The organism is Desulfofundulus thermosubterraneus DSM 16057 (assembly GCF_900142025.1).
GTDB classification, from domain to species: Bacteria; Bacillota; Desulfotomaculia; order Desulfotomaculales; family Desulfovirgulaceae; genus Desulfofundulus; species Desulfofundulus thermosubterraneus.
On sequence record NZ_FQZM01000047.1, the window covers coordinates 1 to 20,603 of the forward strand.

Below are 20,603 nucleotides of genomic sequence, written 5' to 3' on the forward strand. Positions count from 1 at the left end.
GGCTGATCATCGAAAACATGAAGAGGGCGGAAGCAGAATCTTACTTCGCCCTTGGTCTAGTTGAACAAGGAGAAAAAGCTTTTCAGTCTCTGGTGGAAGAATTCCCCGATTCCGCCTGGGCGTACATTGGCTGGGGGGACATGTACTGGCTGTTCCGGGACAGCAAGGCCCCGCACGATTACGACAGAGCGGAGAATATTTATCGTCTGGCACTGGAACGAAACATTGCCGGTAGGGAAGATGTCCTGGAGAGGTTGCAGATGTTGAAAGAGGAAAGAAGCAAGGGGAAAAGGTGATCCTCATGTCCCACGATATCCTGCTCTGCGACCTGGACGCCTTCTTCGCTTCCGTGGAACAGCGTGACCACCCGGAATACCGGGGCAGGCCGGTCATTGTCGGCGGCCGCCCGGACGAACGCGGCGTGGTCGCTACGTGTTCCTACGAAGCCCGGAAATACGGTATCCGCTCGGCCATGCCCATGAACCGCGCGGTCAAGTTGTGTCCCAACGCCGTTTTTCTCCCGGTTGACATGGCCCGCTATCGCCGGGTATCGGCCCAGGTATTCGCCGTCTATGTCCGGTTCGCCGCGCAAATAGAGCCGGTATCCATCGATGAAGCATACCTTGCTGTGCCTTCCGGCAAGGGAATGGCAACGGCCAGGAAAATTCGGGAGACGGTGAGGCGGGAATTGAACCTGCCCGTTTCCATCGGGGTGTCGGTCAACAAACTGCTGGCGAAAATGGCCTGTGAGATGGCCAAACCCGACGGGTTAAAGCAGATTAAGCCGGAAGATGTGCCGGCGGTGATCTGGCCGTTGCCGGTGAGGAAATTGTACGGAGTGGGGCCGCATACGGAAGAAAGGTTGCGCCAAATTGGGGTCAGGACAATCGGCCAGCTGGCGATGTTTCCGGAAAACGAACTGGTCAGGGTCTTCGGCAGTTTCGGCGCAACTCTCCACCAGTACGCCAACGGGATTGATAGCCGGGAAATTGAGCCTGTGCGGAAAGTGAAGTCCGTTGGTGAGGAAATCACGTTTCCCCGGGACGTATACGATAAAGAAGCGATTTTAAAAACACTCCTGGAATTAGCCGAACAGGTTGGGTGCCGGCTACGCAAAAAAGGGCTGAAGGGCCGCACGGTCATGGTGAAAATCCGGTACAGCGATTTCAGCGCCATCACCAGGTCCCGGACGCTGCCGGATTTCGTGGATGGTGATGGTACCATTTACCGGGTGGCCAGGGAATTGTTTTTGGCCAACTGCGGCCGGCCTCCCTGGAGGTTGGTCGGGATACAGGTGTCAAACCTGGACGACGGGGCATGTGAACAGCTATCTCTGTTTACGGAACCGGACAGGGACGGGCAGTTGTGCAAGCTGGTGGACGAGCTGAGGGAAAAGTACGGGAAGGATGTAATAAAGAAGGCCGCGTTGTTGAACTTTTCCTCTTTTTAGCGGCGGGAAATTCACTGTCCACGAAGGGGGTGTTCGTCATCTGCGGTCGCTTTACCTTAACCGCTGATCCGGAAACAATCAGCAAAACCTTCCGCGTCCCGTTTGATATCCCGTACTCTCCCCGGTATAACATCGCACCTGGGCAGGCCGTCCCTGTAATCGTCGAAGAGGAATCCGGGCGGCTTCTAAAAGCTATGCGCTGGGGCCTTATCCCTCACTGGGCGAAAGACGCCTCAATTGGGAGCAAACTCATCAACGCGCGGGCTGAAACTGTTATGACAAAGCCCTCTTTCAGGGACTCCTTGCGATACCGGAGAAGATGCCTCGTTCCCGCCGACGGCTTTTACGAGTGGAAAAGAGAGGGGAAAAAGAGCACCCCTTACAGGATAGTGCTTCCCGGCAAAGAGGTGTTTGCCTTTGCCGGTCTCTGGGACAGGTGGGATTCCCCAGAAGGGAGCGTCTTTTCTTTTACAATAATTACGACCGAGGCAAGTGAATCCATGAAGGAGATCCACAACAGGATGCCTGTCATACTCAGCGACGAGGAAGAGTACGTTGAGTGGCTTGAGACTGGAGATTTCCGCACCTTGAGGAAAATTCTCCACCCCTATGAGGGAAGGCTTCATGTTTACCCCGTTTCGAAACTGGTCAACTCACCAAAAAACGACATACCCGAACTTATCCTGGAAGAGAGAAGTGCAGAACCGTAATACCCTGCTTATTAAGCCGGGTTAATTGTATGCCGGAAACAGCTGGCCGGATGTTCCTCTCTTTATCTTACTTTTCCGCTGGTGCGAAGGTGTTGCCCCAACAATGGTGGAAAATGAAAGTGGCGGTCCCTCAATCTCCTGTGTGTATATGAGCAGGGGGCCTTTTCGCTCCGGGCTAGACCAGGAAGTCCGGCGGTACGTGGCTGATCAAGCGCGGTGCCCTATGGCGGGGATTCGGGGGACCGAAAAAGTAATTCGGCGGGATCAATATGTTCGACCTGGTATTCACGGATACCGGCAAAAGGAAAAGACTGAGCGATTTCCGCGGCGTGTGGCTCTTCCTGGCCGGAAGATGCCCGCGCTGTGGCAAGCACGTGGCCTGTGCGGTCGCCGAAGTGGAAGACCCGGACAAGTTTCCCGACGTATACCTGCCGCACCTGGAATGCTGCAGGCGTTTCCCACCTATTGAAGCGGCGATTGTCGCCGATGGGCGGGTCAAGGTGTTAGACCCGTTGGGGAAGATCATGAACCTGGACCTGGGAGTATGCGCCACTTCCCCCCGCATGTGGAACCAGGTGGTCCTGTGGAATGCCTGCGATAAAATACCGCCCGGAAGACAGAAGCCGCCCGCGTTTCCGGAACTTTCCGGATCGGCCGGTATGTGGCTGAAAGAAATTTCAGCCATAATCATCAACAAGGAAAAGTTTATCCAGAAGGGCCTGCTCTTTTCCGAGAAGGAAGCGGAAAGGATCAACAAGCAGCGATTATACGGTGAACTCTGGAAATTGCCTTTCGCGATCTACCGGTGGTCCGAAAATCTCCCGGATTTCCAGGTCAGTGCAGCGTTCGCCCTCTACCGCGCTCTATACAGGGCGGTCAGCGGGGATGGGAGACTCCTCGTAGGAATGGACGGGGAGAGGCCGCTGTTCGCCGAATTTAACGTCCCGGAAGGAGCCGTGAAAAGCGACGGCCGCCTCATGGTTCTGGACCACATCTGGCCCTTCGATATGTTTGCTTTCTCGTTCGGGTTTTTAAAAGAACCCGAGATAATGAAGAACTTCCTGGCCGTGTTCGTCCTGGGCACGGTCACCAACAGCGAGCTGTTGGATGACATACTCGAAAAGATCAGGACGGGCCGCCGCTACACCCTCACTCCCGGCGGGGTCAGGACAGTCCTGCCGAAAGACGAAATTACCGGAGTGCGGGAACTCGTTATGGAGGAAAGAGACAGCACGGTGTTTGCTGTGGCTAAAGTCAGCGAACAAATATCCTTCCCGGTGTGGTTCGACTGGCGGGAAGGGTTCGGCTTCTCCCCCTGGCAGGTGCAGAACGGGTTTGCCCCAGGAAAAGACCCATTCATCAACCTTCTTGCGAAGACGTTCTGCGAGCTGGTCACGGCCAGGAGCACGGAAATCAGAAACCGGATATATTCGGAAGAACGCGGGAAGGCCGTTCTTCTTCCCGGGGAAGGCGAGGTGCGGGTCAGGAAGACGGTCTACATAGGCAGGAGCGGTGGCGGCGGGACGGAGACCGTACGGCGCAAACTCCCGGCGGCGAGGAAAGCCCCGGCCCCGCACGCCGTAGCCGGCCACCTGAGGCGGATCAGGAAATCGGCAAGCCCCGAAGCGATAGAGAGGGCGCGGCAGTACGGAATAGAAGTGCCTGAAGGGTTCACGTTTGTCAGGCCCTTTAAGAAGGGAGTAAAAGGTAAAAGCACAAACACCTGAACAACGGCGCGGTCAAGAATAACCATACGAGCACGGTTTTAAACCGTGCTTTTTTTGTGGCCATTTTTCTGCTGGACTTTGACAGCGATCCCTGAAACCCTTGTCATTACTTGACTTTTCGCGTGGCACAATTTAAGGGGTCCAGGAATTGGAAGTAACCTCATTCCTACAGTCTCAAGGCTTTCTAATTTTTAGGTGTCAAAGTCAAGTTCTGGGAAGGGGGAAATCAGATGAAAACAAGGCTTTCGGTAATCAAAAACACTTCATCCCCGTTCGGGGAAAAAGCTCCGCCGATTCCCCGTGACCTGACAGAATTGCCGCTGTTCCTGACGCCGCCGCAGATTGCACAATTGCTTCAGATCAGCCGCTCGGCTGCCTACGCACTCGTCAAATCGAAAGGCTTTCCAGCAGTGAAGATCGGCCGGAGCGTGCGCGTATACAGAGAAGCCTTTATCCGCTGGATGCAGGAAAATACCTGGGAAGAGGCGAAATAATTTGTCGCCTCTTCCCGGTCGCAAAACCAAGGAGGGAAAATATGAGAGGTTACATCCGGAAGAGGGCAAAACGAAAAAACTCGTGGTCAGTGACGGTGGACCTGGGAAAAGACCCGTCCACGGGAAAAAGAAAGCAAAAATATTTTACGGTGGAGGGGAGCAGAAAAGATGCGGAAAAATTTCTGACCAAAGTCTTGCGGGATCTTGATACGGGAAGGTACGTGGACCCCGCAAAAATGACGACGGGCGAATTCCTGGAAACATGGATCGAAAACCACGGAATAAACGTAAAGACCACTACCAAGGAAAATTACGAATCGATAATCAAGACGCATCTTATCCCCGAACTCGGAAACATCCCTCTTTCGAAGTTAAGCCCCATCCACATCCAGAGCCTGTACACGAAAAAGCTCCAAAGAGGGCGCGCTGACGGGAAAGACGGAGGGCTGTCCACCAGGATGGTGCGCTACATGCATTCGCTGCTCGTTGAATCGCTGAACTATGCAGTAAGCATTAAGCTTATTCCCGAAAACCCAGCCAAAAGCGTAAAGCCGGTGAGGGTCTCGCAGAAGGAAATGACCTGCCTGACCCCGGAGCAGGTGAAGGCTTTCCTGGAAGCGGCCAAAAGCGACAGATTTTTCCCTCTTTTCGTCTGTGCTTTGGGCACTGGATTGAGGCGCGGGGAGCTCCTCGGCCTCAAGTGGCAGGACGTTGATCTCGACAAAGGGACCGTGACCGTAAGGAGGACGCTGGCCCGCACGAAAGATGGGCTTGTCCTCCAGGAGCCTAAATCGCAGGCATCCCGCCGGACGGTGGTCCTGCCCGAAGAAGTTGTAAAGGCCCTTAAAGCCTTAAAAATCGAACAAGCAAAGCAAAAGCTCAAAGCTGGTCCGCTGTATCAGGACAACGGCCTGGTGTTCGCTACCAGCATCGGGACGCCCTTAAACCCTGAAAACATAACGAAGCGCCACCTGTACCCGGTACTGGAGAAAGCAGGGCTACCGCGCATACGCTTCCACGACTTGAGGCACACTCACGCCACCCTTTTGCTGCTTAAAGGGGAAAATTTCAAGGTAGTGTCCGAAAGGCTGGGCCACTCCAGCGTAGCTTTCACGTTGAAGACGTATGCCCACGTGCTGCCAGGGATGCAAGAGGGGGCCGCAAAAAGGATAAACGCAGTCCTCGAAACAGGTTCTAAGACATAATGGACATTACGGACACATTGAACAAAAAAAGGCTTGTGGGCAAATTTGTGGGCAAGTTTACATAAAAACCGCTTGCCGATCCCACAAAGCCTTGACTTTCCTGGTGGAGGCAAGGGGACTCGAACCCCCGACCTCTAGAGTGCGATTCTAGCGCTCTCCCAGCTGAGCTATGCCCCCACAGCAATTTGCATTATACCATGAAAACGCCCTTGTTACAAGGGGTTTAAATTCTGAACCGGAGAAATTGTCGGTCCCGCACCTATGGCTAATCTCTAGGCTGGATGCGGCTGTAGATGGAGTAGACCGCCAGGGACAACCAGCCCGCACCCATGATTAAACCCACAGGTATGGCCCACCAGGTGGAAGGGTTTCTTTTTTTATCTGCTTTGAACATTACCACACCTCCAGGTTTGTTATTTCCTGGAGGGGGAGTTTTGAAACAAAGCCCTACCGTGAGGGTAGGGCTTTGTTTTTATGAGACCTTTTGCATTGCTTCTTGTTTTTGCTTTTTATTGTATTGCTCTTCCGCATAATCCGTGGATATAAGGTAGAGGTTCACCCACAGTTCGTGTTCGTTATTTTTGCCATCAAGTTCTTTAGCCAGTTCTTTAAATTTCTTCTCCACGCGGTCTTTAAAGGCAGAAAACTCCACCAGCAAGTCCACCACTTCCCGGTGACTGTATGAAGCACCATCCCGCAGTGTTTTCACAAAGATTTCCCCCCCAAAATCAATTCTTATACCCATTATACATTTCCAGGAAAATTTGTTAAGAGGTAGACGGTGTCTAAAAAGATCCTACTTTTGTAATAAAAAATAACAACGGGGCCTTTTTAGGACCCCGCTTAACAACCAGCCGTCAATTTTAGTTGTTTGGTAATACGCCGGTGTAATTAGGCTGATAATTGCCCTGCTCATAAATACTACCCTGGAATCCGCCGCCCTGCAAACCGGACTGCTGGAAGCCACCGTATTGACCGGCCATACCATGCTGCTGTCCGGTTTGGTAACCACCAAACTGCCCGGCAGTGCCATGAGTAGCATATCCGGAAACATTACCAGCACCAGTGGGTTGGGTGGCATATTGCTGGGTGATATTATACCCGGCAGTTTCAGTTGCTCCGAAGCGGGTGGTGCCAAATTGTTCTCCAGCCTGACCGTACTGGCCTGTAAAGGGATGGTAACCCTGGGTATATCCGCCAAATCCTGTCTGTCCCACACCGTATTGCGCGGCGTAGCCGCCTGCGGTTTGTCCGAATTGACCCTGGGTCTGAATTGTGGAGCTAATTTGTTGGGCCATACTGCTCAGGCTATTCAGATCCTGCTGCATTTGGCCGGCGAGAAAGGTGAGGCGCTGTAACTGCTGTTGCTGAAGTTGGTTGCAGAGCTGGCTGATAGAGCTTGCTTCATCCCTTAATCTTTGGATTTGCTGCTGCATTTGGACGATCTGATGCACTTGACACTCCCCCTCATAATGATTGTGCTTTTCAGCCATAGTATGGTTGAAAAATTCCAGCTTTATTACTGGTATATTTAGGTAATGCAGATATTGAGTTATTTACCTAATTTGTACATTACCCAGATAAGGTATTCCCTGAGGACGCATAATTACTCCTTGAACATTATCAGCCATAACCAGGGTGTGTAAACTATGGTGGAGAAATACCATGGGTGCATCTTCCCGGATATGCTGGAGAACATCCCGGTAGATCTGTGCCCGAAGACTGCTGTCCGTTGTTTGTTGAGCGGTGATGAGCAGCGTATCTACCTGGGGGTTACGGTAACGGGTGGTATTTAGACCGCAGGCAATTTGTTCTGATGAAAAAAGGGTGTAAAGGAAGTTGTCCGGATCACCGTTATCGCTCGTCCACCCGTAAATAAAGGCGTCTCCTTCCTGGCGGAAGAGTGCTTTTTTAAATTCGTCCCAGGGGTAAACCCTGATGGAACAGGAAAAACCAGCCCTTTCCAGTTGTTCGGCCAGGGCCCGAGCCAGCCTTTCTCCCCCCGCGGGGTTGTAGGGGCGAGTACTAGCATAGGCCAGAAGGATAATTTGCAACCCTGGGGTGTAGTCGGCGGCAATCAATTCCCGACGGGCCTTTTCGGGTTCTGGTGGCAACGGTTCGAAAGTTTGTTCATAACCCAGGGTCCCAGGAGGCAGGGGGCCTCTGGCCGTGATTGTTTGTCCGGGGAATAATCGTTCCGCCAGTTCCTGGGGGTTACAGGCCTGCCGGGCCACCCGTCGCAGTGCTGCGTCACGAAATGGACCCTTATTGGTGTAAAAACCCAGGTAGCTAATGTCAAGACCGGGTGTATTGATCACCCGGAACTCCTTGTTTTTTAAGACTGCCAGCCCTTGAGTGGGAATACCTTCACTGATCTGGGCGCTTCTAGATAAAAGGAGTTTTATTCTCATGTTTGGATCGGGAACGGTGCGGAAGATTACTCCCGGTATGGATGGCTTAACCCCCCAATAGCGGGAGTTGGTTACAAGAGTTATTTCATTATTATTCTCTTTCCACTGTTCAAAGATAAACGGACCCGTTCCGGCAGGGTGTTTCCAGAACTCCTCCTTGTACTGTTGCACCGCCCGGGGACTGACCATCGGAGCGGCCACGGGCATGGCCAGGTTATAAAGAAAAGGAGCATAAGGGTATTTTAAATTAAACTGTATGGTTAAGGAGTCTATCACTTCTACAGATTGAACCATGCCGTAAGTAAAAGCGGCGTAAGTATAGCGATTTTGTTGATTGAGCAGCCTTTCGACATTAAACTTTACCGCCGCAGCGTTAAAAGGAGTGCCATCATGAAAGGTTACGTTGGGCCGGAGATAGAACGTCCACCGCCGCCCATTCCGGGAAACTTCCCAGCGTGTGGCCAGGCAGGGCTCTACTTCTGTACCCCCCCTAAGCCGTACCAATCCCTCGTAAATATTTGCCAGCACGCGGGCGGAAGCTAGATCGTCTGCCTGCGCCGGGTCCAGGGTGCGGACCTTTGTTTCCAGCAGGTAAACTAAAAACTCCTGTTTTTGCTTTAGCCAGGATATGGGCACCACTGGCACTATTCCCTTCATGTAAAAGATCCACAGACTCAAAACAAGGGTTAACAAAAAAATGATTCGCTTGAGCATGGCTATTCCTCCTGATACCATATCTTGTTACATAAGGGAATAAATGAATATTTCTGCTTTTAACGGAAAAAACCTCTAATAAATAATCGTTAAACTTTGTCATTTTCCTTTTTTCGGGGAGGAAAAGGGCAGCTTTTGTCGAAATTACTGGCCACTGCTTTTTTGCAAGTAGAAGTTTTGACCTGCCCAGCACTCACTACCACCAAAGTTTTCTGATGAGATGATTGCCAACTATATGCAGTTTAAATGCCTGCATAGGTATCCTGACTCGGTGAGTGCTGGGTCACCGGAGAGCGCGTGCAAGCGGCAAGCAAGTACAATTTTCAGGAGAAGAAGTGTTGACCTTTGGCAAGGGGAAGGGGTATTGTGATGGGCATACGTTTCGGGCCGGCAGGAAACCCGCCGTCCTTTCAGGCCCAGGGGTATAAAAGTTCCCTGGATATGCCCGCCTGGTTAAGGGCCCAGGGTCTAAATGCTTATGAATATCAGTGTGTTCGGGGAGTGCATATCGGAGAAGATACGGCCAGGAAACTTGGAAAGCTGGCCCGGGAAAACGGGGTTTTCTTAAGCATTCATGCCCCCTATTACATCACTCTAGGAACTAACGACCCTGTTTTTAGGGAAAAAACAAAGATGCATTTGCTCAAATCCATGCAGGCCGCTCAGTGGATGGGGGCTTCACCGGTGGTTTTTCACCCGGGTACGGGAGGTGGAAAGGACCGGGCCGGCGCTATGGCCAGGGCCAGGGAGCTCTTGCTGGAGGTTCTAGCGGTAGCGGAGGAAATGGGGCTGGGGAATATCTGTGTGGCGCCAGAAACGGCGGGCAAACCGGCACAGCTGGGTAATTTGGACGAGGTGCTGGAACTTTGTACCTTGGACCCCCGGGTGGTGCCGGCAGTGGACTTTGCCCATTTACATGCGGCCGGTCAGGGGGCATTGAAAACAGTGGAGGATTTTGCTGTCGTTTTAGATATGGTTGAAAGCCGGTTGGGCAAAGAGGTGGTTCAGAAACTCCATATTCATTTCAGTCCCATTGAATTTACCAAAGCGGGGGAAAAGAGACACCGCACCACATTGGATGATGGTTTTGGTCCCGATTTCAGCCTTTTGGCCCGGCTGATCGTGGAAAGAAACCTTACTCCCACCATTATCTGTGAGTCCTATGATCGCCAGGTGGAAGATGCCCTCGTCTTTAAGGGCCTTTATGAGCAAATAAAAGAAATGGCGGGGGGCTGATTCCCCCCGCCTTGAAATTCTAGTGGGTTTCTACGTCCTGGCCGCCAAACTGGCGTAAAACCGCGGCTGCGTCATTGGCTTTGTTATCATCGCACCGCACGGAAACCAGGATGTTGCCCTGTTTGACCTTTTCTTCGTAGTAGCGTCCCCTTTCTGCCGGGATGCCCCAGTCGATCAAACCTCCGGCAATGCCCCCGGTAGCAGCACCAGAGAGTAATCCTGCAATGGGGCCAGCGGCTACTATTGGTCCAATACCGGGGATAGCCAGGGCTCCGGCACCGGCCACCAAGCCGGCCAGGCCACCCAGCACCCCTCCGGTAGCGGTCCCATCGGCAACCGGGTCACCGCCCATCATTGACCCGGCGTCGGCGCGGCGTTCCTTGCGGGCTACATCCTCTTTGGCCACCACGGAAATTTCACGGTCAAAACCCCTAGAACGCAACTCCGCAACTGCCCTGTCCGCTGATTCGCGCGCACTAAAAGTTGCCAGTACTGTTTTTGCCATGTTGTGACCTCCTCGACTACAGGTTTCATCATTCGATGGTTAGAATGTAATCGGGAGGATTTTTTCATACCAGGAAAATTGTGGTATGAGTTCCTGGTTAACAAAATAGTTTATTTTTTCATGTCTTCTGTTATAATATAACTTGTTGTTTTTGGTTAAGACCATGGAAAGGGGGAATTTTGCCGTGTTGCCCACCCCAAAGAAATTTTTTCTCACCGCTGCCAGTGCTGAGGGGTACAGCGAATTAACAGCATTTGACAATGCCCTCCTGGCCGGTCGCATTGGAAACATCAATCTGATTCGGGTTAGCAGTATTCTGCCTCCCGGAGCGGAGTACGACCCTGAATTGTCAATTCCTCCCGGTTCCCTGGTGCCCACCGCTTATGGTTACATCATCAGCAAAGTTCCTGGAGAGTTGATTGCTGCAGCCGTGGGCATAGGTTTTTCGGAGGATACCTTTGGCGTGATTATGGAGTTTGCGGGTAAATGCTCGCAAAAAGAAGCCGAAGCGCGCATTGAGGCTATGTTGCGGGAAGCCTTTGCCTCCCGGGGCATGAAACTGGTGGACATGAAGATTGCAGCCACTGAGCACCGGGTGGAAAGAATTGGTTGCGCCCTAGCGGCCGTACCGCTCTGGTATTAATTTTTCTGGGGGTATGGAGATGAACTGCTGGTTTACTGAATTGCAAACCGACCACATGAAACTGAGCTGCCGGGTGAAAAAGGTATTGTGCGAAGAAAAAACGCCTTTCCAGCACCTGGCTGTTTATGACACGGTCCAATTTGGGCGCATGCTGGCTTTGGATGACGTCATTCAGACTACCGTGAAGGATGAGTTTGTCTATCATGAAATGATCGCCCACGTGGGTCTGAACACCCATCCCAACCCCCGCCGGGTGCTGGTCATCGGTGGAGGGGACGGGGGTTCCATCAGGGAAATCCTCAAACATTCTTCAGTGGAGCAGGCCACCCTGGTGGAGATTGATGAACGGGTGATTGCCGCCGCCAGGGAGTACCTGCCGGAAATCAGCTGTGCCCTGGATGACCCCCGGGTGCGGGTTATTGTGGACGACGGCATCAAGCATGTGAAGGAAAACCGTAACACCTATGACATGATTATTGTGGATTCCACCGATCCCGTGGGTCCCGCGGAAGGCCTTTTCGGGAAGGCCTTTTACCAGGATGTCCATGATGCACTAACTGAAGACGGCCTGTTTGTTGCCCAAACCGAATCTCCCTTTTTCAACCAGGACATCATCTCCCGTGTATTCAGGGATATCCGGAGCATTTTTCCCATCACCAGGCTGTTTTTAGCCTGTGTTCCCACTTACCCCGGTGGTTTGTGGAGCTTTACCATGGGCAGCAAGAAATACGACCCCCGGCAGGTAAATGTGCTGGAGTTACCCGATTTGAAAACCAAGTATTACAGCCCGGCCATCCACCGGGCGGCCTTTGAGTTGCCTCCCTTTGTGGCGGAGCTGGTTGAACAAGGTTAACAGCCTTTTGGGGGAAAGCTTCATGCTTGCGGAAGGGTTGGAGAAAAGCGGCGCATTTATGGGGAGTACCAATGACTACAGGCGTGCCTCTGTAGTTATTCTGGGTGCTCCCCTGGATTTGACGGTGAGCTTCCGTCCGGGGACCCGTTTTGCCCCGGCCCAAATCCGCCAGGTGAGTGTAGGGCTGGAGGAGTACAGCCCCGCCCTGGAGCGGGATCTGGTTGATTATGCTTACTATGATGCGGGAGATATTGTCCTGCCCCCGGGGCGGGTCCAGGAAAGCCTTGGACGTATTGGTGCCGCGGTGGCCACTATCCTGGCCGACGGCAAGTTTCCTCTTTTGCTCGGGGGGGAGCACCTGATTACCCTGCCGGTGGTGGAAGCTCTATTTCGTTGTTATCCTGATCTGGCAGTGGTACACTTAGATGCCCACGCGGATCTCCGCGAAGAATATTTAAATGAAAGACTCTCCCACGCTACCGTAATGCGCCGGGTGGTGGAGATACTCGGAGCGCAAAATGTTTTTCAATTAGGCATCCGTTCCGGGACCCGGGAGGAGTTTTCCTACGGCCGGGCAAACACACATTTCTTTCCAGGAGAAATCCTGCGGCCTTTAACTCAAATTCGCACTAAGCTCAAAAGCCGGCCGCTTTATCTTACTTTGGACATAGATGTCCTGGACCCGGCCTATGCCCCGGGGACGGGTACGCCGGAACCGGGGGGGTGTACGCCCCAGGAGGTCTTCCAAGCCCTTTACCTGCTGGCTGATTGCCGGGTGGTGGGTATGGATCTGGTAGAAGTGTGCCCGGTTTATGACCCTACGGAGCGCACATCCCTGCTGGCGGCTAAAATCGTCCGGGAAGCTATTTTATGTTTTGGGCAAGGGAAGTGAACTTTTACTTTCCGCAACTTTTGGGGCAGCTGTTGCCGTGGCCGAAACTGGTTAAACCCTCGGCGTATTGACGCAGTTTTTCATCTACCAGGTGGAAGACGGTGTTTTCCGGATAGCTGCCGTCGGGTTGTTTGGTTCCGGCTGGTGCACCGGTTAGCAGTTCGATCCCCTCTTCGACTGTTCTCACCGCGTAAATATGGAACCGGCCCTGCTGAACAGCCTCTACTACTTCGTGTTTAAGCATTAAGTTATCTATGTTTTGGGCGGGAATGATTACCCCCTGCTTGCCGGTCAGGCCCCGGGCCTTGCAGACGGCAAAGAACCCTTCAATTTTTTCGTTTACCCCGCCAATAGGCTGGATTTCCCCATGCTGGTTAACGGAACCGGTTACGGCCAGCCCCTGGTTGATGGGTAGTCCCGACAGGGCGGAGAGCAGGGCGTATAGCTCGGCACTGGAAGCGCTGTCACCATCTACCCCTTCGTATAGCTGCTCAAAGGTAATCCGGGCGGATAACCGCAGGGGTTTGTTCTGGGCGAAACGATCGCCTAAAAATCCCGCCAGGGTGAGTATGCCTTTGGTGTGCAGGCTTCCGCTCATGCGGGTTTCCCGCTCGATGTTAACTACTCCTTCCTGGCCCATGAAGGTCTTCGCGGTAATGCGGGAAGGCCGTCCAAAGGAATAATCCCCCACATCCAGTACAGACAGGCCGTTTACCTGGCCGACAACAGCGCCGCAGGTATCCACCAGGATCTTTTCCTGAAGCATCATTTCCTGGATTTTTTCTTCCAGGCGGTTGGAACGGTATACCCGTTCTTCGATAGCCCGCCGGACATGGGGTGCTCCCACATAAGTGGCCCCTTCCATTTCGGCCCAAGCGGCGGCTTCGTATACAATTTCTATTACTTCATTAAAGCGGGTGGAGAGCTTGTGCTGATTTGCGGCCAGGCGCGACCCGTGCTCTATTAGTTCCGCCAACCCGGTGCGGTCAAAGTGTTTTAAGTTTTCCCGGTCGCAAACGGAACTGACAAAAGCTGCATAATGCCTGAGATTTTCCGGAGTGCGGGGCATCTCGGTGTCAAAGTCTACTTTAACTTTGAAAAACTTCTGGAAATCCTCATCGAAGGCATGCAGGAGATGATAAAGGTAGTGGCTGCCGATGAGTATTACTTTTACATTCAGGGGGATGGGTTCCGGTTTTAAGGTAGCGGTGGGGACCAGGCGGAATTGCTCGCCGATGTTTTCCACTACTGCCTGGCGGTTTTTGAGGGCCTTTTTTAATGTGTCCCAGACAATCGGATCGGCCAGCACGTCCCGGGCCTGGAGCACCAGGTAGCCGCCGTTGGCCCGGTGGATGGCCCCGGCCTTGATCATGGTGAAGTCCGTACTCAGGCTGCCCATAAAACTGCGGTATTCCACTTTGCCGAAGAGATTGTAGTAATGGGGATTGGGCTCCACCACCACGGGGGCACCCCGGGTTTCCCCGTGGTTTACAAACAGGTTCACTTGGTAGCGTTTAAAGAGATCCTGGGTCTCAATAGGAAAACCAAAGGGAGTGGGGACCGTGGGGCTTTCCGGGGATTTGAAATGATCCAGATTGCGGGAAATATCTTCGGCAACTTCCCCCAAGTAGCGCACCACCCGGGGGAAGTCCCGGTACTTTTCCTGCAACCGCTCCACCAGGGGGCCGATGGCCGAGCCGGCTATTTCCCTCTCTAACGCCTGGATGCGTTGTTTGGCCTTTTTTTCTAGGGATCGCCCGCTGGTGACGATTTCTTCCAGTTTTTGCTGGAGGGCGCGCGCACGGTTTTCCATATCCCGGCGTTCTTCCGTGGTCAGCGCTTCAAATTCTTCCTGGGACATGAGCCGGCCCTCCTTCAAGGGCAGGAACATGAAACCGGTGGGGCCCTGCTTCATGGCAAAACCGGCCCTGGAGGCTTCCTGGCGGAGCTGCTCCAGGGCCTCCTGCAGTTGGCTTTCCACCTCTTGAAGCACATTTTGTTTGTTTTGCTCGTAATCCGTTCCTTCAAAGGCTTTGGGAATGGCTATGCGCAGGTCGCTGATCAGCTCTTCCATGTCTTTTTTGAAGACCTGCCCCCGTCCCGGAGGTAGGGAGACGGCTAAGGGCTGATCGGGGTTGGCGAAATTATACAAAATGCACCAGTCGTTGGGCACCGCTTTCAAACAGGCACGACGGGTAAGTACCTCCTGGGTATAGGTGCTTTTACCCGTGCCCGGCGGGCCGGCAACATAAATATTGTAACCGGGGGCGGTCATGGCCAGGCCGAACTCCATGGCCCGCACGGCCCGTTCCTGGCCGATAAAATCCTTGAGCGGGCTTACCTGGGAGGTGGTTTCCCAGGTTAATTCTTCCGGGTGGCAGCGGCGTCGCAGTCTGTCTACTGGTACCCGCAGGCGGTTTCTTGTCTCTGTTGTTTCTGTAGCGGCCATTTTTACCCTCCTGAGAATTATTTCTGCTTCAGGTTTGCTGAATGTTTAAATTACTACACTGAAGGGCATTTTTCCTGCAGCGGTGCCGTTTTCTGTACTCCTGATACTACATCAAGAGGTGGGACGGGCACAGCCGGGGCGGTTAAAAATCGTCGAGGCTTAGAACGAAAAATTTTATCCTGCAGTTGAAAATACCAATTGACATTTAGACGTACTTTTTGTATACTTAAGATTGTCAGCGGTGAGGGGTAGTAACCCCGGGCTGCAGGTAAGAGAAGCGGAGCTGTGGTGTAGTGGTCTAACATGCCGGCCTGTCACGCCGGAGATCGCGGGTTCGACTCCCGTCAGCTCCGCCAGTTTAATGTGCCACGGTAGCTCAGTTGGTAGAGCAGCGGACTGAAAATCCGCGTGTCGCTGGTTCGATTCCGGCCCGTGGCACCACCTGGACAAACCGGTAAAAATAATATATAATATAACTCACCAAACATGCGGAAGTGGCTCAGTGGTAGAGCATCGCCTTGCCAAGGCGAGGGTCGCGGGTTCGAATCCCGTCTTCCGCTCCATTTTTTATGGCGACATAGCCAAGTGGCTAAGGCGGCGGTCTGCAAAACCGCTATTCCCCGGTTCGAATCCGGGTGTCGCCTCCAAGTCAAATATTGGCTGGCGATCAGTTGATCGCCAGTTTTTTCTTTATATTTGGAGGCTGCGTTGTGTGGCCCTGTCATACCCTCCAGATGCTATCCCCTTTTGAACATTGACCAAGAAGTGCTTGTCAGCTCATTAATTTTATGGTATATAAACAAGTGATAGCCTTCACCATCACAAACAGGGGCATTAAGACTAGAAGTTCTGTTCAGGCTCTGTTCAGCTGTTGCATTGTTTCAAAAAGAAATTAAAGTTTTCTGGACCTCATTAGCAGGAAGTCTCGTTTTTGTGTCGAATAGAACTTACTAAAATAAACTGGGGGGAGGGTAGGTATTCATTCCCTGGCCGGTGGTGTAATAACCCCGTAGATATATTAATGGGTTGCGGGCAAATTAATTAGCAAGTAGGCGACAATTTTCGCTGGAAAATAGTAGGAATACGAAAGAGATAGAATATATATAATGTTAGCGTGCCCTGTTCGGCGTGCTCATTTGCTGCTTAACGTAGATCTTATAGCTATATTTCTAAACGGGAAGGGGAGGGGATAGTCAAAAGGGAGGTTCATTAAACGAGGTGAAGACTATAGTTACAACCACAATCTTTTAAGGAAGGAGAAGGGAAATGACCTATATTGGCCATGGCGGCAAAGAAATTGTGGAAAGGGTTTTAGAACCTGAAAAAGCTGCTGAGGCAATTAAAGGTTTAACTCCGGTACCTATCCGTGGGCAAATAGCAAGGGAAATTATTGATATTGCTTACGGATTTTTCACGCCTCTGGAAGGATTTATGACCAGAGCAGACGTAGAAGGCGTTTGCAACGAAATGAAGCTAGCCAATGGTGTGCTATGGCCTATCCCCATTGTCTTTGACATTTCCACCGAAGAAATCAACGAGAAAGGCATTAAGGAAGGCGATAAGCTGCTACTGACCTACCAGGATAAGCCGATGGCCATCCTTGAAGTAGAAGAGATTTTTACCTATGACAAACAAGAGATGGCCCAGAAGGTCTACGGTACAACGGAGGACAAACACCCCGGTGTTGCCAGGACGTATAACTACAAGGATAAATTTATCGGTGGAAAGATTACCCTTGTCAACCCGCCCAAGATTAACCCTCCTTTTGATGAATTCTTCTTCACTCCGAAACAGCTGAGGCAGAAGTTTGCCGAAAAAGGCTGGCAGAGAATCGTAGCCCATCAAACCAGAAACGTACCCCACACCGGACACGAATGGCTCATGAAGGGCGCTTGGTTGTCTACTCACGGTGAACTGCCCGTGGAGAAGACCCTCACCGGCGTGCTGGTCAATGCCATTATCGGTGAGAAAAGAAAAGGTGATTACATCGACGAGGCCATCGTTTTGTGCCACGATGTGTTGCGCAAAGCGGGCTACTTCAGAGAAGACGTACACTTGACTTCCATTACCCTCTGGGATATGCGCTATGCCGGTCCCAAAGAAGCCGTTTTCCACGCCATTTTGAGATCCAACCTCGGTTTGACCCACCACATGTTTGGCCGGGACCATGCTGGGGTGGGTACCTATTATGACCCGTACGATGCCCACAGAATATTTGACCAGATCCCCGAAGGTGCATTGAACATTAAGCCAATTCGTGTGCTTGCCTGGTGGTACTGCCCCATTTGCGGTGAGGTAACCTATTCCGGGCTGTGTGGTCACAAGGAACACAGTCAAAACTTCAGCGGTACTTTGATCAGGAGCATCATCCAAGATGGTGTGAAGCCACCTCGCCTAATCTTCAGACCCGAAGTATTTGACCTCATCATGGAATGCGCGGAAAAGTACGGCTTTGGTTCTGCTTTTGTTACAGACAAGTACTTGAAGGAGCGGAACCCCGTTTTTAGCCTTCCCGATATGAAGTACTAGTTTAGGAGGTGGCGAGATGTCCATTACCATTAATATCTGGATCAACGAGGAGAGGTATGAGAAGCTGCAAAAAGCCGGCTTGGCCAACATGGCGGAAGAGGCACTGGCCGGTCTGAAGGTGATTAAGGTCCCCTGCACCGAGGAGCAAAAGGACAAAGTATTGAAAGTCTTCCCCACGGCTAAATACGACTCTGCCACCACTAAGAGCATCGAGTTGCTGCCCAGAGAAGTAAAAGACAAGATCTTTGACTTGGTGGTTGAAAAGCAAAGCATAGACGTAATGGATGATTTCCTCAAAAATTACTAAAATAAATGACCAGCTAGAAGGGGAGGTGGGTAGCGGGAAGAGGGAGGGGAGCTTTCTACCCAGCGTGCCTAATGCAATTAAAAATTTATGAGGAGGTTAGAGTTTATGCCAAGTTATGTAATCGCTGAAAAATGTGACGGCTGCAAAGGGCAGGACAAAACCGCATGCATGTACATTTGTCCTAACGACCTGATGGTCCTGGACAAAGAAAGAATGAAGGCGTACAACCGGGATCCTCAAATGTGCTGGGAGTGTGCATGCTGCGTTAAGATTTGCCCGCAGCAGGCCATGGACTTGAGGGGTTACGCCGACTTTGTTCCCATGGGTGCCAGCACCATTCCTTTAAGAGGTTCAGAAGACATTATGTGGACCATCAAGTTCCGGAACGGCACCATTAAGCGCTTCAAGTTCCCCATCCGGACCACGCCGGAAGGTTCCATCGTACCCGATGCTGGCTTCGAGACCGGCACTGACGACCTGAAGAGCTATGTGCTGTTTACTGAACCCGGTTCCCTGGGCTGCGAAGTTCCGACCCTGAAGAAATAAATAGAAGAGGAGGTTAGGCAAATGGCAAATTTTGAAACCGTAGAAGTCAGTACTGATCTATTGATAATTGGTGGTGGTATGTCCGCTTGCGGTGCCGCCGTGGAAGCTGCCTACTGGGCCAAGAAGCACGGCCTCAAAGTCACCCTGGTGGATAAAGCCGCTATGGATCGTAGTGGTGCCGTGGCCATGGGTCTGTCCGCTATTAACCTTTACATCGGCCAGGCTGCCGGCGACAACACCGTTGAGGACTACGTCCGTTATGTCAGACAGGACCTCATGGGCATTACCAGGGAGGACCTGGTTTACAGCATCGCCCGCCACGTTGACTCCACCGTGCACCTGTTTGAAAAGTGGGGCCTGCCCATCTGGAAAGACGAGAACGGCAAATACGTCCATGAAGGCCGCTGGCAGATCATGATCAACGGTGAGTCCTACAAGATTATCGTTGCTGAAGCTGCGAAGAACGCCCTGAATGCCCTCGGTCCCGATAACATCTACGAGCGCGTGTTCATCGTGGAGCCCTTGATGGATGGCGACCGCTGCGTTGGTGCCGTCGGTTTCAGCGTCCGCGAGAATAAGTTCTATGTATTCAAAGCAAAGGCCGTTCTGGTGGGTATGGGTGGTGCCGTGCACGTATTCCGGCCTCGTTCCACCGGCGAGGGTCTCGGCCGCTCCTGGTATCCTCCTTTCAACACCGGTTCCAGCGCCTACTTCACCCTGAAAGCCGGCGCCGAAATGACCTGTCAGGAAGTGCGCTTCATTCCTGTGCGCTTCAAGGATGCCTACGGTCCGGTGGGTGCCTGGTTCCTGCTCTTCAAGTCCGTGGCCACCAACGCCCTGGGCGAGGACTACATGAAGACCCACCCGGATGTGCTGGAGCAGTACGCTCCTTACGGCCTGACCAAGCCTATCCCCGCCAACCTGCGGAACCACCTAGGTCTTATTGACGAAAGAGCCGGCAAGGGCCCCATCTACATGAGAACTGAGGAAGCCATTCAGCGCCTGGCCGAGGAAATGCCCGACGAGAAGCAGCGCAAGAAGAAGCTTAAGGAACTAGAAGCCGAAGCTTGGGAAGACTTCCTCGACATGACCATTTCCCAGGCTCTGCTGTGGGCGGCTACCAACACCTTCCCCGAAGAGAAGCCCTCTGAGATTGCCGCCTGCGAGCCTTACTTCATCGGTTCGCACTCCGGTGCTTCCGGCGCCTGGGTCAGCGGTCCCGAGGACATTGCCCCGGCCGAGTATCAGTGGGGCTACACCAACATGTCCACTGTCAAGGGCCTGTTCTGTGCTGGCGACGCTTCCGGTGCTTCCAGCCACAAGTTCTCCTCCGGTTCCTTCACCGAGGGGCGGATTGCAGCCAAGTCTGCTATTCGGTTCATTGTGGAGAACAACGAGGAACCCAAGGTGGATGCGGCTTATGTTGAAGAACTGAAGGCTAGGGTTCTGAAGCCTCTGGACACCTTTGAGCAATATAAGGGCATGACCACCGATCCGGATGTTAACCCGAACTACATCCGTCCGAAGCAGTTCATGTTCCGCCTGCAGAAGATTATGGACGAGTATGCCGGCGGTGTATCCAAGTCCTTCACCACCAACAAGTACCTGCTCGAAAGAGGCCTGGAGTTGCTGGCAATGCTGAAGGAGGACTCGGAGAAACTGGCTGCCGAAAGCCTGCATGAACTCATGCGGTGCTGGGAGAACGTCCACAGGATGTGGCAGGCCGAGGCCCACATCAGGAGCGTGCTGTTCCGCGAAGAAACCAGGTGGCCCGGCTACTATATCAGGGCGGACTTCCCGAACCTGGACGAAGAGAACTGGAAGTGCTTCGTCAACTGCCGCTGGGATCGCAACACCGGGCAGTGGGAAGTCTTCAAGCGGCCCGTCATCTCTATTGTTGACTAACCAATAGCCTTATTAACGGCTACCTGT

Annotated in this window: 19 protein-coding genes, 5 tRNA genes and 1 pseudogene; 18 read left to right on the forward strand and 7 right to left on the reverse strand. The window is 52.6% G+C overall.

All coding sequences use genetic code 11. The features are described from left to right. The 6 genes and pseudogenes from BUA65_RS14990 to BUA65_RS15015 form a co-directional block, all read left to right on the forward strand. Window positions 1-296, forward strand: a pseudogene (locus BUA65_RS14990) (SEC-C metal-binding domain-containing protein); the annotation flags it as partial. 5 nt (window positions 297-301) lie between these two features. Beyond that, a complete protein-coding gene (gene dinB / locus BUA65_RS14995; RefSeq protein WP_072870912.1) occupies window positions 302-1,450 on the forward strand; it encodes a DNA polymerase IV in 1,149 nt (382 codons plus the stop codon). 29 nt (window positions 1,451-1,479) lie between these two features. Next, window positions 1,480-2,160, forward strand: a complete 681-nt coding sequence (locus tag BUA65_RS15000) for an SOS response-associated peptidase (protein ID WP_341349626.1) — start codon at window positions 1,480-1,482, stop codon at window positions 2,158-2,160. A 269-nt stretch (window positions 2,161-2,429) separates the two neighbouring features. Further along, window positions 2,430-3,887: a hypothetical protein gene (locus BUA65_RS15005; protein ID WP_072870885.1), complete on the forward strand. Its 1,458-nt coding sequence runs from the start codon at window positions 2,430-2,432 to the stop codon at window positions 3,885-3,887. A 230-nt stretch (window positions 3,888-4,117) separates the two neighbouring features. After that, a complete protein-coding gene (locus BUA65_RS15010) occupies window positions 4,118-4,381 on the forward strand; it encodes a helix-turn-helix domain-containing protein (protein WP_084062543.1) in 264 nt (87 codons plus the stop codon). A 149-nt stretch (window positions 4,382-4,530) separates the two neighbouring features. Beyond that, a complete protein-coding gene (locus tag BUA65_RS15015; RefSeq protein ID WP_165613275.1) occupies window positions 4,531-5,586 on the forward strand; it encodes a tyrosine-type recombinase/integrase in 1,056 nt (351 codons plus the stop codon). Between the two features lie 101 nt (window positions 5,587-5,687). Here the strand turns inward: BUA65_RS15015 and BUA65_RS15020 are convergent. The 5 genes from BUA65_RS15020 to BUA65_RS15040 all read right to left on the reverse strand — a co-directional run bounded on the left by BUA65_RS15020 (window position 5,688) and on the right by BUA65_RS15040 (window position 8,711). Next, window positions 5,688-5,763: transfer RNA gene (locus BUA65_RS15020), tRNA-Ala, on the reverse strand. An 88-nt stretch (window positions 5,764-5,851) separates the two neighbouring features. Then, window positions 5,852-5,980 carry a hypothetical protein gene (locus BUA65_RS19035; RefSeq protein WP_278246289.1) on the reverse strand — a complete coding sequence of 43 codons (129 nt, stop codon included), beginning with the start codon at window positions 5,978-5,980 and terminating at the stop codon, window positions 5,852-5,854. 78 nt (window positions 5,981-6,058) lie between these two features. Beyond that, a complete protein-coding gene (locus BUA65_RS15025; protein WP_013822164.1) occupies window positions 6,059-6,295 on the reverse strand; it encodes a hypothetical protein in 237 nt (78 codons plus the stop codon). A 154-nt stretch (window positions 6,296-6,449) separates the two neighbouring features. After that, window positions 6,450-7,040, reverse strand: a complete 591-nt coding sequence (locus BUA65_RS18075; RefSeq protein WP_131821529.1) for a hypothetical protein — start codon at window positions 7,038-7,040, stop codon at window positions 6,450-6,452. Window positions 7,041-7,142: 102 nt separating this feature from the next. After that, window positions 7,143-8,711, reverse strand: coding sequence for an ABC transporter substrate-binding protein (locus tag BUA65_RS15040; RefSeq protein WP_072870893.1), 1,569 nt, complete (start codon window positions 8,709-8,711; stop codon window positions 7,143-7,145). Window positions 8,712-9,080: 369 nt separating this feature from the next. On the opposite strand from BUA65_RS15040, the gene BUA65_RS15045 reads away from it, so the two are divergent. Beyond that, window positions 9,081-9,947, forward strand: a complete 867-nt coding sequence (locus BUA65_RS15045) for a TIM barrel protein (protein WP_072870895.1) — start codon at window positions 9,081-9,083, stop codon at window positions 9,945-9,947. Between the two features lie 19 nt (window positions 9,948-9,966). On the opposite strand, the gene BUA65_RS15050 is transcribed toward BUA65_RS15045, so the two are convergent. Beyond that, window positions 9,967-10,452, reverse strand: a complete 486-nt coding sequence (locus tag BUA65_RS15050) for a hypothetical protein (RefSeq protein ID WP_072870896.1) — start codon at window positions 10,450-10,452, stop codon at window positions 9,967-9,969. Between the two features lie 184 nt (window positions 10,453-10,636). On the opposite strand from BUA65_RS15050, the gene BUA65_RS15055 reads away from it, so the two are divergent. The 3 genes from BUA65_RS15055 to speB are packed head-to-tail and all read left to right on the forward strand — an operon-like array spanning window position 10,637 to window position 12,840. Continuing rightward, window positions 10,637-11,095 (forward strand): pyruvoyl-dependent arginine decarboxylase, encoded by a 459-nt coding sequence (locus BUA65_RS15055; RefSeq protein ID WP_072870898.1) that lies wholly within the window; start codon window positions 10,637-10,639, stop codon window positions 11,093-11,095. 19 nt (window positions 11,096-11,114) lie between these two features. After that, window positions 11,115-11,948 carry a polyamine aminopropyltransferase gene (gene speE, locus BUA65_RS15060; RefSeq protein ID WP_072870900.1) on the forward strand — a complete coding sequence of 278 codons (834 nt, stop codon included), beginning with the start codon at window positions 11,115-11,117 and terminating at the stop codon, window positions 11,946-11,948. A gap of 22 nt (window positions 11,949-11,970) precedes the next feature. Beyond that, complete coding sequence (gene speB, locus BUA65_RS15065; RefSeq protein ID WP_072870917.1) at window positions 11,971-12,840, forward strand: agmatinase; 870 nt, start codon at window positions 11,971-11,973, stop codon at window positions 12,838-12,840. 4 nt (window positions 12,841-12,844) lie between these two features. Here speB and BUA65_RS15070 read toward each other — a convergent pair whose 3' ends face one another. Beyond that, window positions 12,845-15,289, reverse strand: a complete 2,445-nt coding sequence (locus tag BUA65_RS15070; RefSeq protein WP_072870901.1) for a Lon protease family protein — start codon at window positions 15,287-15,289, stop codon at window positions 12,845-12,847. Between the two features lie 279 nt (window positions 15,290-15,568). Here BUA65_RS15070 and BUA65_RS15075 point away from each other — a divergent pair. From BUA65_RS15075 to aprA, 8 genes are all read left to right on the forward strand, one after another. After that, window positions 15,569-15,645, forward strand: a tRNA-Asp gene (locus BUA65_RS15075). A 9-nt stretch (window positions 15,646-15,654) separates the two neighbouring features. Then, window positions 15,655-15,730, forward strand: a tRNA-Phe gene (locus BUA65_RS15080). Window positions 15,731-15,777: 47 nt separating this feature from the next. Continuing rightward, a tRNA-Gly gene (locus tag BUA65_RS15085) sits at window positions 15,778-15,852 on the forward strand. Between the two features lie 8 nt (window positions 15,853-15,860). Further along, window positions 15,861-15,936 (forward strand) — tRNA-Cys (locus BUA65_RS15090). 619 nt (window positions 15,937-16,555) lie between these two features. Continuing rightward, window positions 16,556-17,818 (forward strand): sulfate adenylyltransferase, encoded by a 1,263-nt coding sequence (sat, locus tag BUA65_RS15095; RefSeq protein WP_072870903.1) that lies wholly within the window; start codon window positions 16,556-16,558, stop codon window positions 17,816-17,818. A 16-nt stretch (window positions 17,819-17,834) separates the two neighbouring features. Beyond that, window positions 17,835-18,125: a DUF6955 family protein gene (locus tag BUA65_RS15100; RefSeq protein ID WP_072870904.1), complete on the forward strand. Its 291-nt coding sequence runs from the start codon at window positions 17,835-17,837 to the stop codon at window positions 18,123-18,125. A 105-nt stretch (window positions 18,126-18,230) separates the two neighbouring features. After that, window positions 18,231-18,671 (forward strand): adenylyl-sulfate reductase subunit beta, encoded by a 441-nt coding sequence (gene aprB / locus BUA65_RS15105; RefSeq protein WP_013822175.1) that lies wholly within the window; start codon window positions 18,231-18,233, stop codon window positions 18,669-18,671. Between the two features lie 21 nt (window positions 18,672-18,692). After that, on the forward strand, window positions 18,693-20,576 hold the full coding sequence (aprA, locus tag BUA65_RS15110; RefSeq protein WP_072870906.1) for an adenylyl-sulfate reductase subunit alpha: 1,884 nt from the start codon (window positions 18,693-18,695) through the stop codon (window positions 20,574-20,576). Window positions 20,577-20,603 lie beyond the last annotated feature (27 nt).

What these genes read in the sequence shown, in the direction of transcription:
- dinB (WP_072870912.1), top strand. Translation starts at nt 302, where the DNA reads ATGTCCCACGATATCCTGCTCTGCGACCTGGACGCCTTCTTCGCTTCC.
- BUA65_RS15005 (WP_072870885.1), top strand. Translation starts at nt 2,430, where the DNA reads ATGTTCGACCTGGTATTCACGGATACCGGCAAAAGGAAAAGACTGAGC.
- BUA65_RS15010 (WP_084062543.1), top strand. Translation starts at nt 4,118, where the DNA reads ATGAAAACAAGGCTTTCGGTAATCAAAAACACTTCATCCCCGTTCGGG.
- BUA65_RS19035 (WP_278246289.1), bottom strand. Translation starts at nt 5,980, where the DNA reads ATGTTCAAAGCAGATAAAAAAAGAAACCCTTCCACCTGGTGGGCCATA.
- BUA65_RS15040 (WP_072870893.1), bottom strand. Translation starts at nt 8,711, where the DNA reads ATGCTCAAGCGAATCATTTTTTTGTTAACCCTTGTTTTGAGTCTGTGG.
- BUA65_RS15045 (WP_072870895.1), top strand. Translation starts at nt 9,081, where the DNA reads ATGGGCATACGTTTCGGGCCGGCAGGAAACCCGCCGTCCTTTCAGGCC.
- BUA65_RS15050 (WP_072870896.1), bottom strand. Translation starts at nt 10,452, where the DNA reads ATGGCAAAAACAGTACTGGCAACTTTTAGTGCGCGCGAATCAGCGGAC.
- speE (WP_072870900.1), top strand. Translation starts at nt 11,115, where the DNA reads ATGAACTGCTGGTTTACTGAATTGCAAACCGACCACATGAAACTGAGC.
- speB (WP_072870917.1), top strand. Translation starts at nt 11,971, where the DNA reads ATGCTTGCGGAAGGGTTGGAGAAAAGCGGCGCATTTATGGGGAGTACC.
- BUA65_RS15070 (WP_072870901.1), bottom strand. Translation starts at nt 15,289, where the DNA reads ATGGCCGCTACAGAAACAACAGAGACAAGAAACCGCCTGCGGGTACCA.
- sat (WP_072870903.1), top strand. Translation starts at nt 16,556, where the DNA reads ATGACCTATATTGGCCATGGCGGCAAAGAAATTGTGGAAAGGGTTTTA.
- BUA65_RS15100 (WP_072870904.1), top strand. Translation starts at nt 17,835, where the DNA reads ATGTCCATTACCATTAATATCTGGATCAACGAGGAGAGGTATGAGAAG.
- aprB (WP_013822175.1), top strand. Translation starts at nt 18,231, where the DNA reads ATGCCAAGTTATGTAATCGCTGAAAAATGTGACGGCTGCAAAGGGCAG.
- aprA (WP_072870906.1), top strand. Translation starts at nt 18,693, where the DNA reads ATGGCAAATTTTGAAACCGTAGAAGTCAGTACTGATCTATTGATAATT.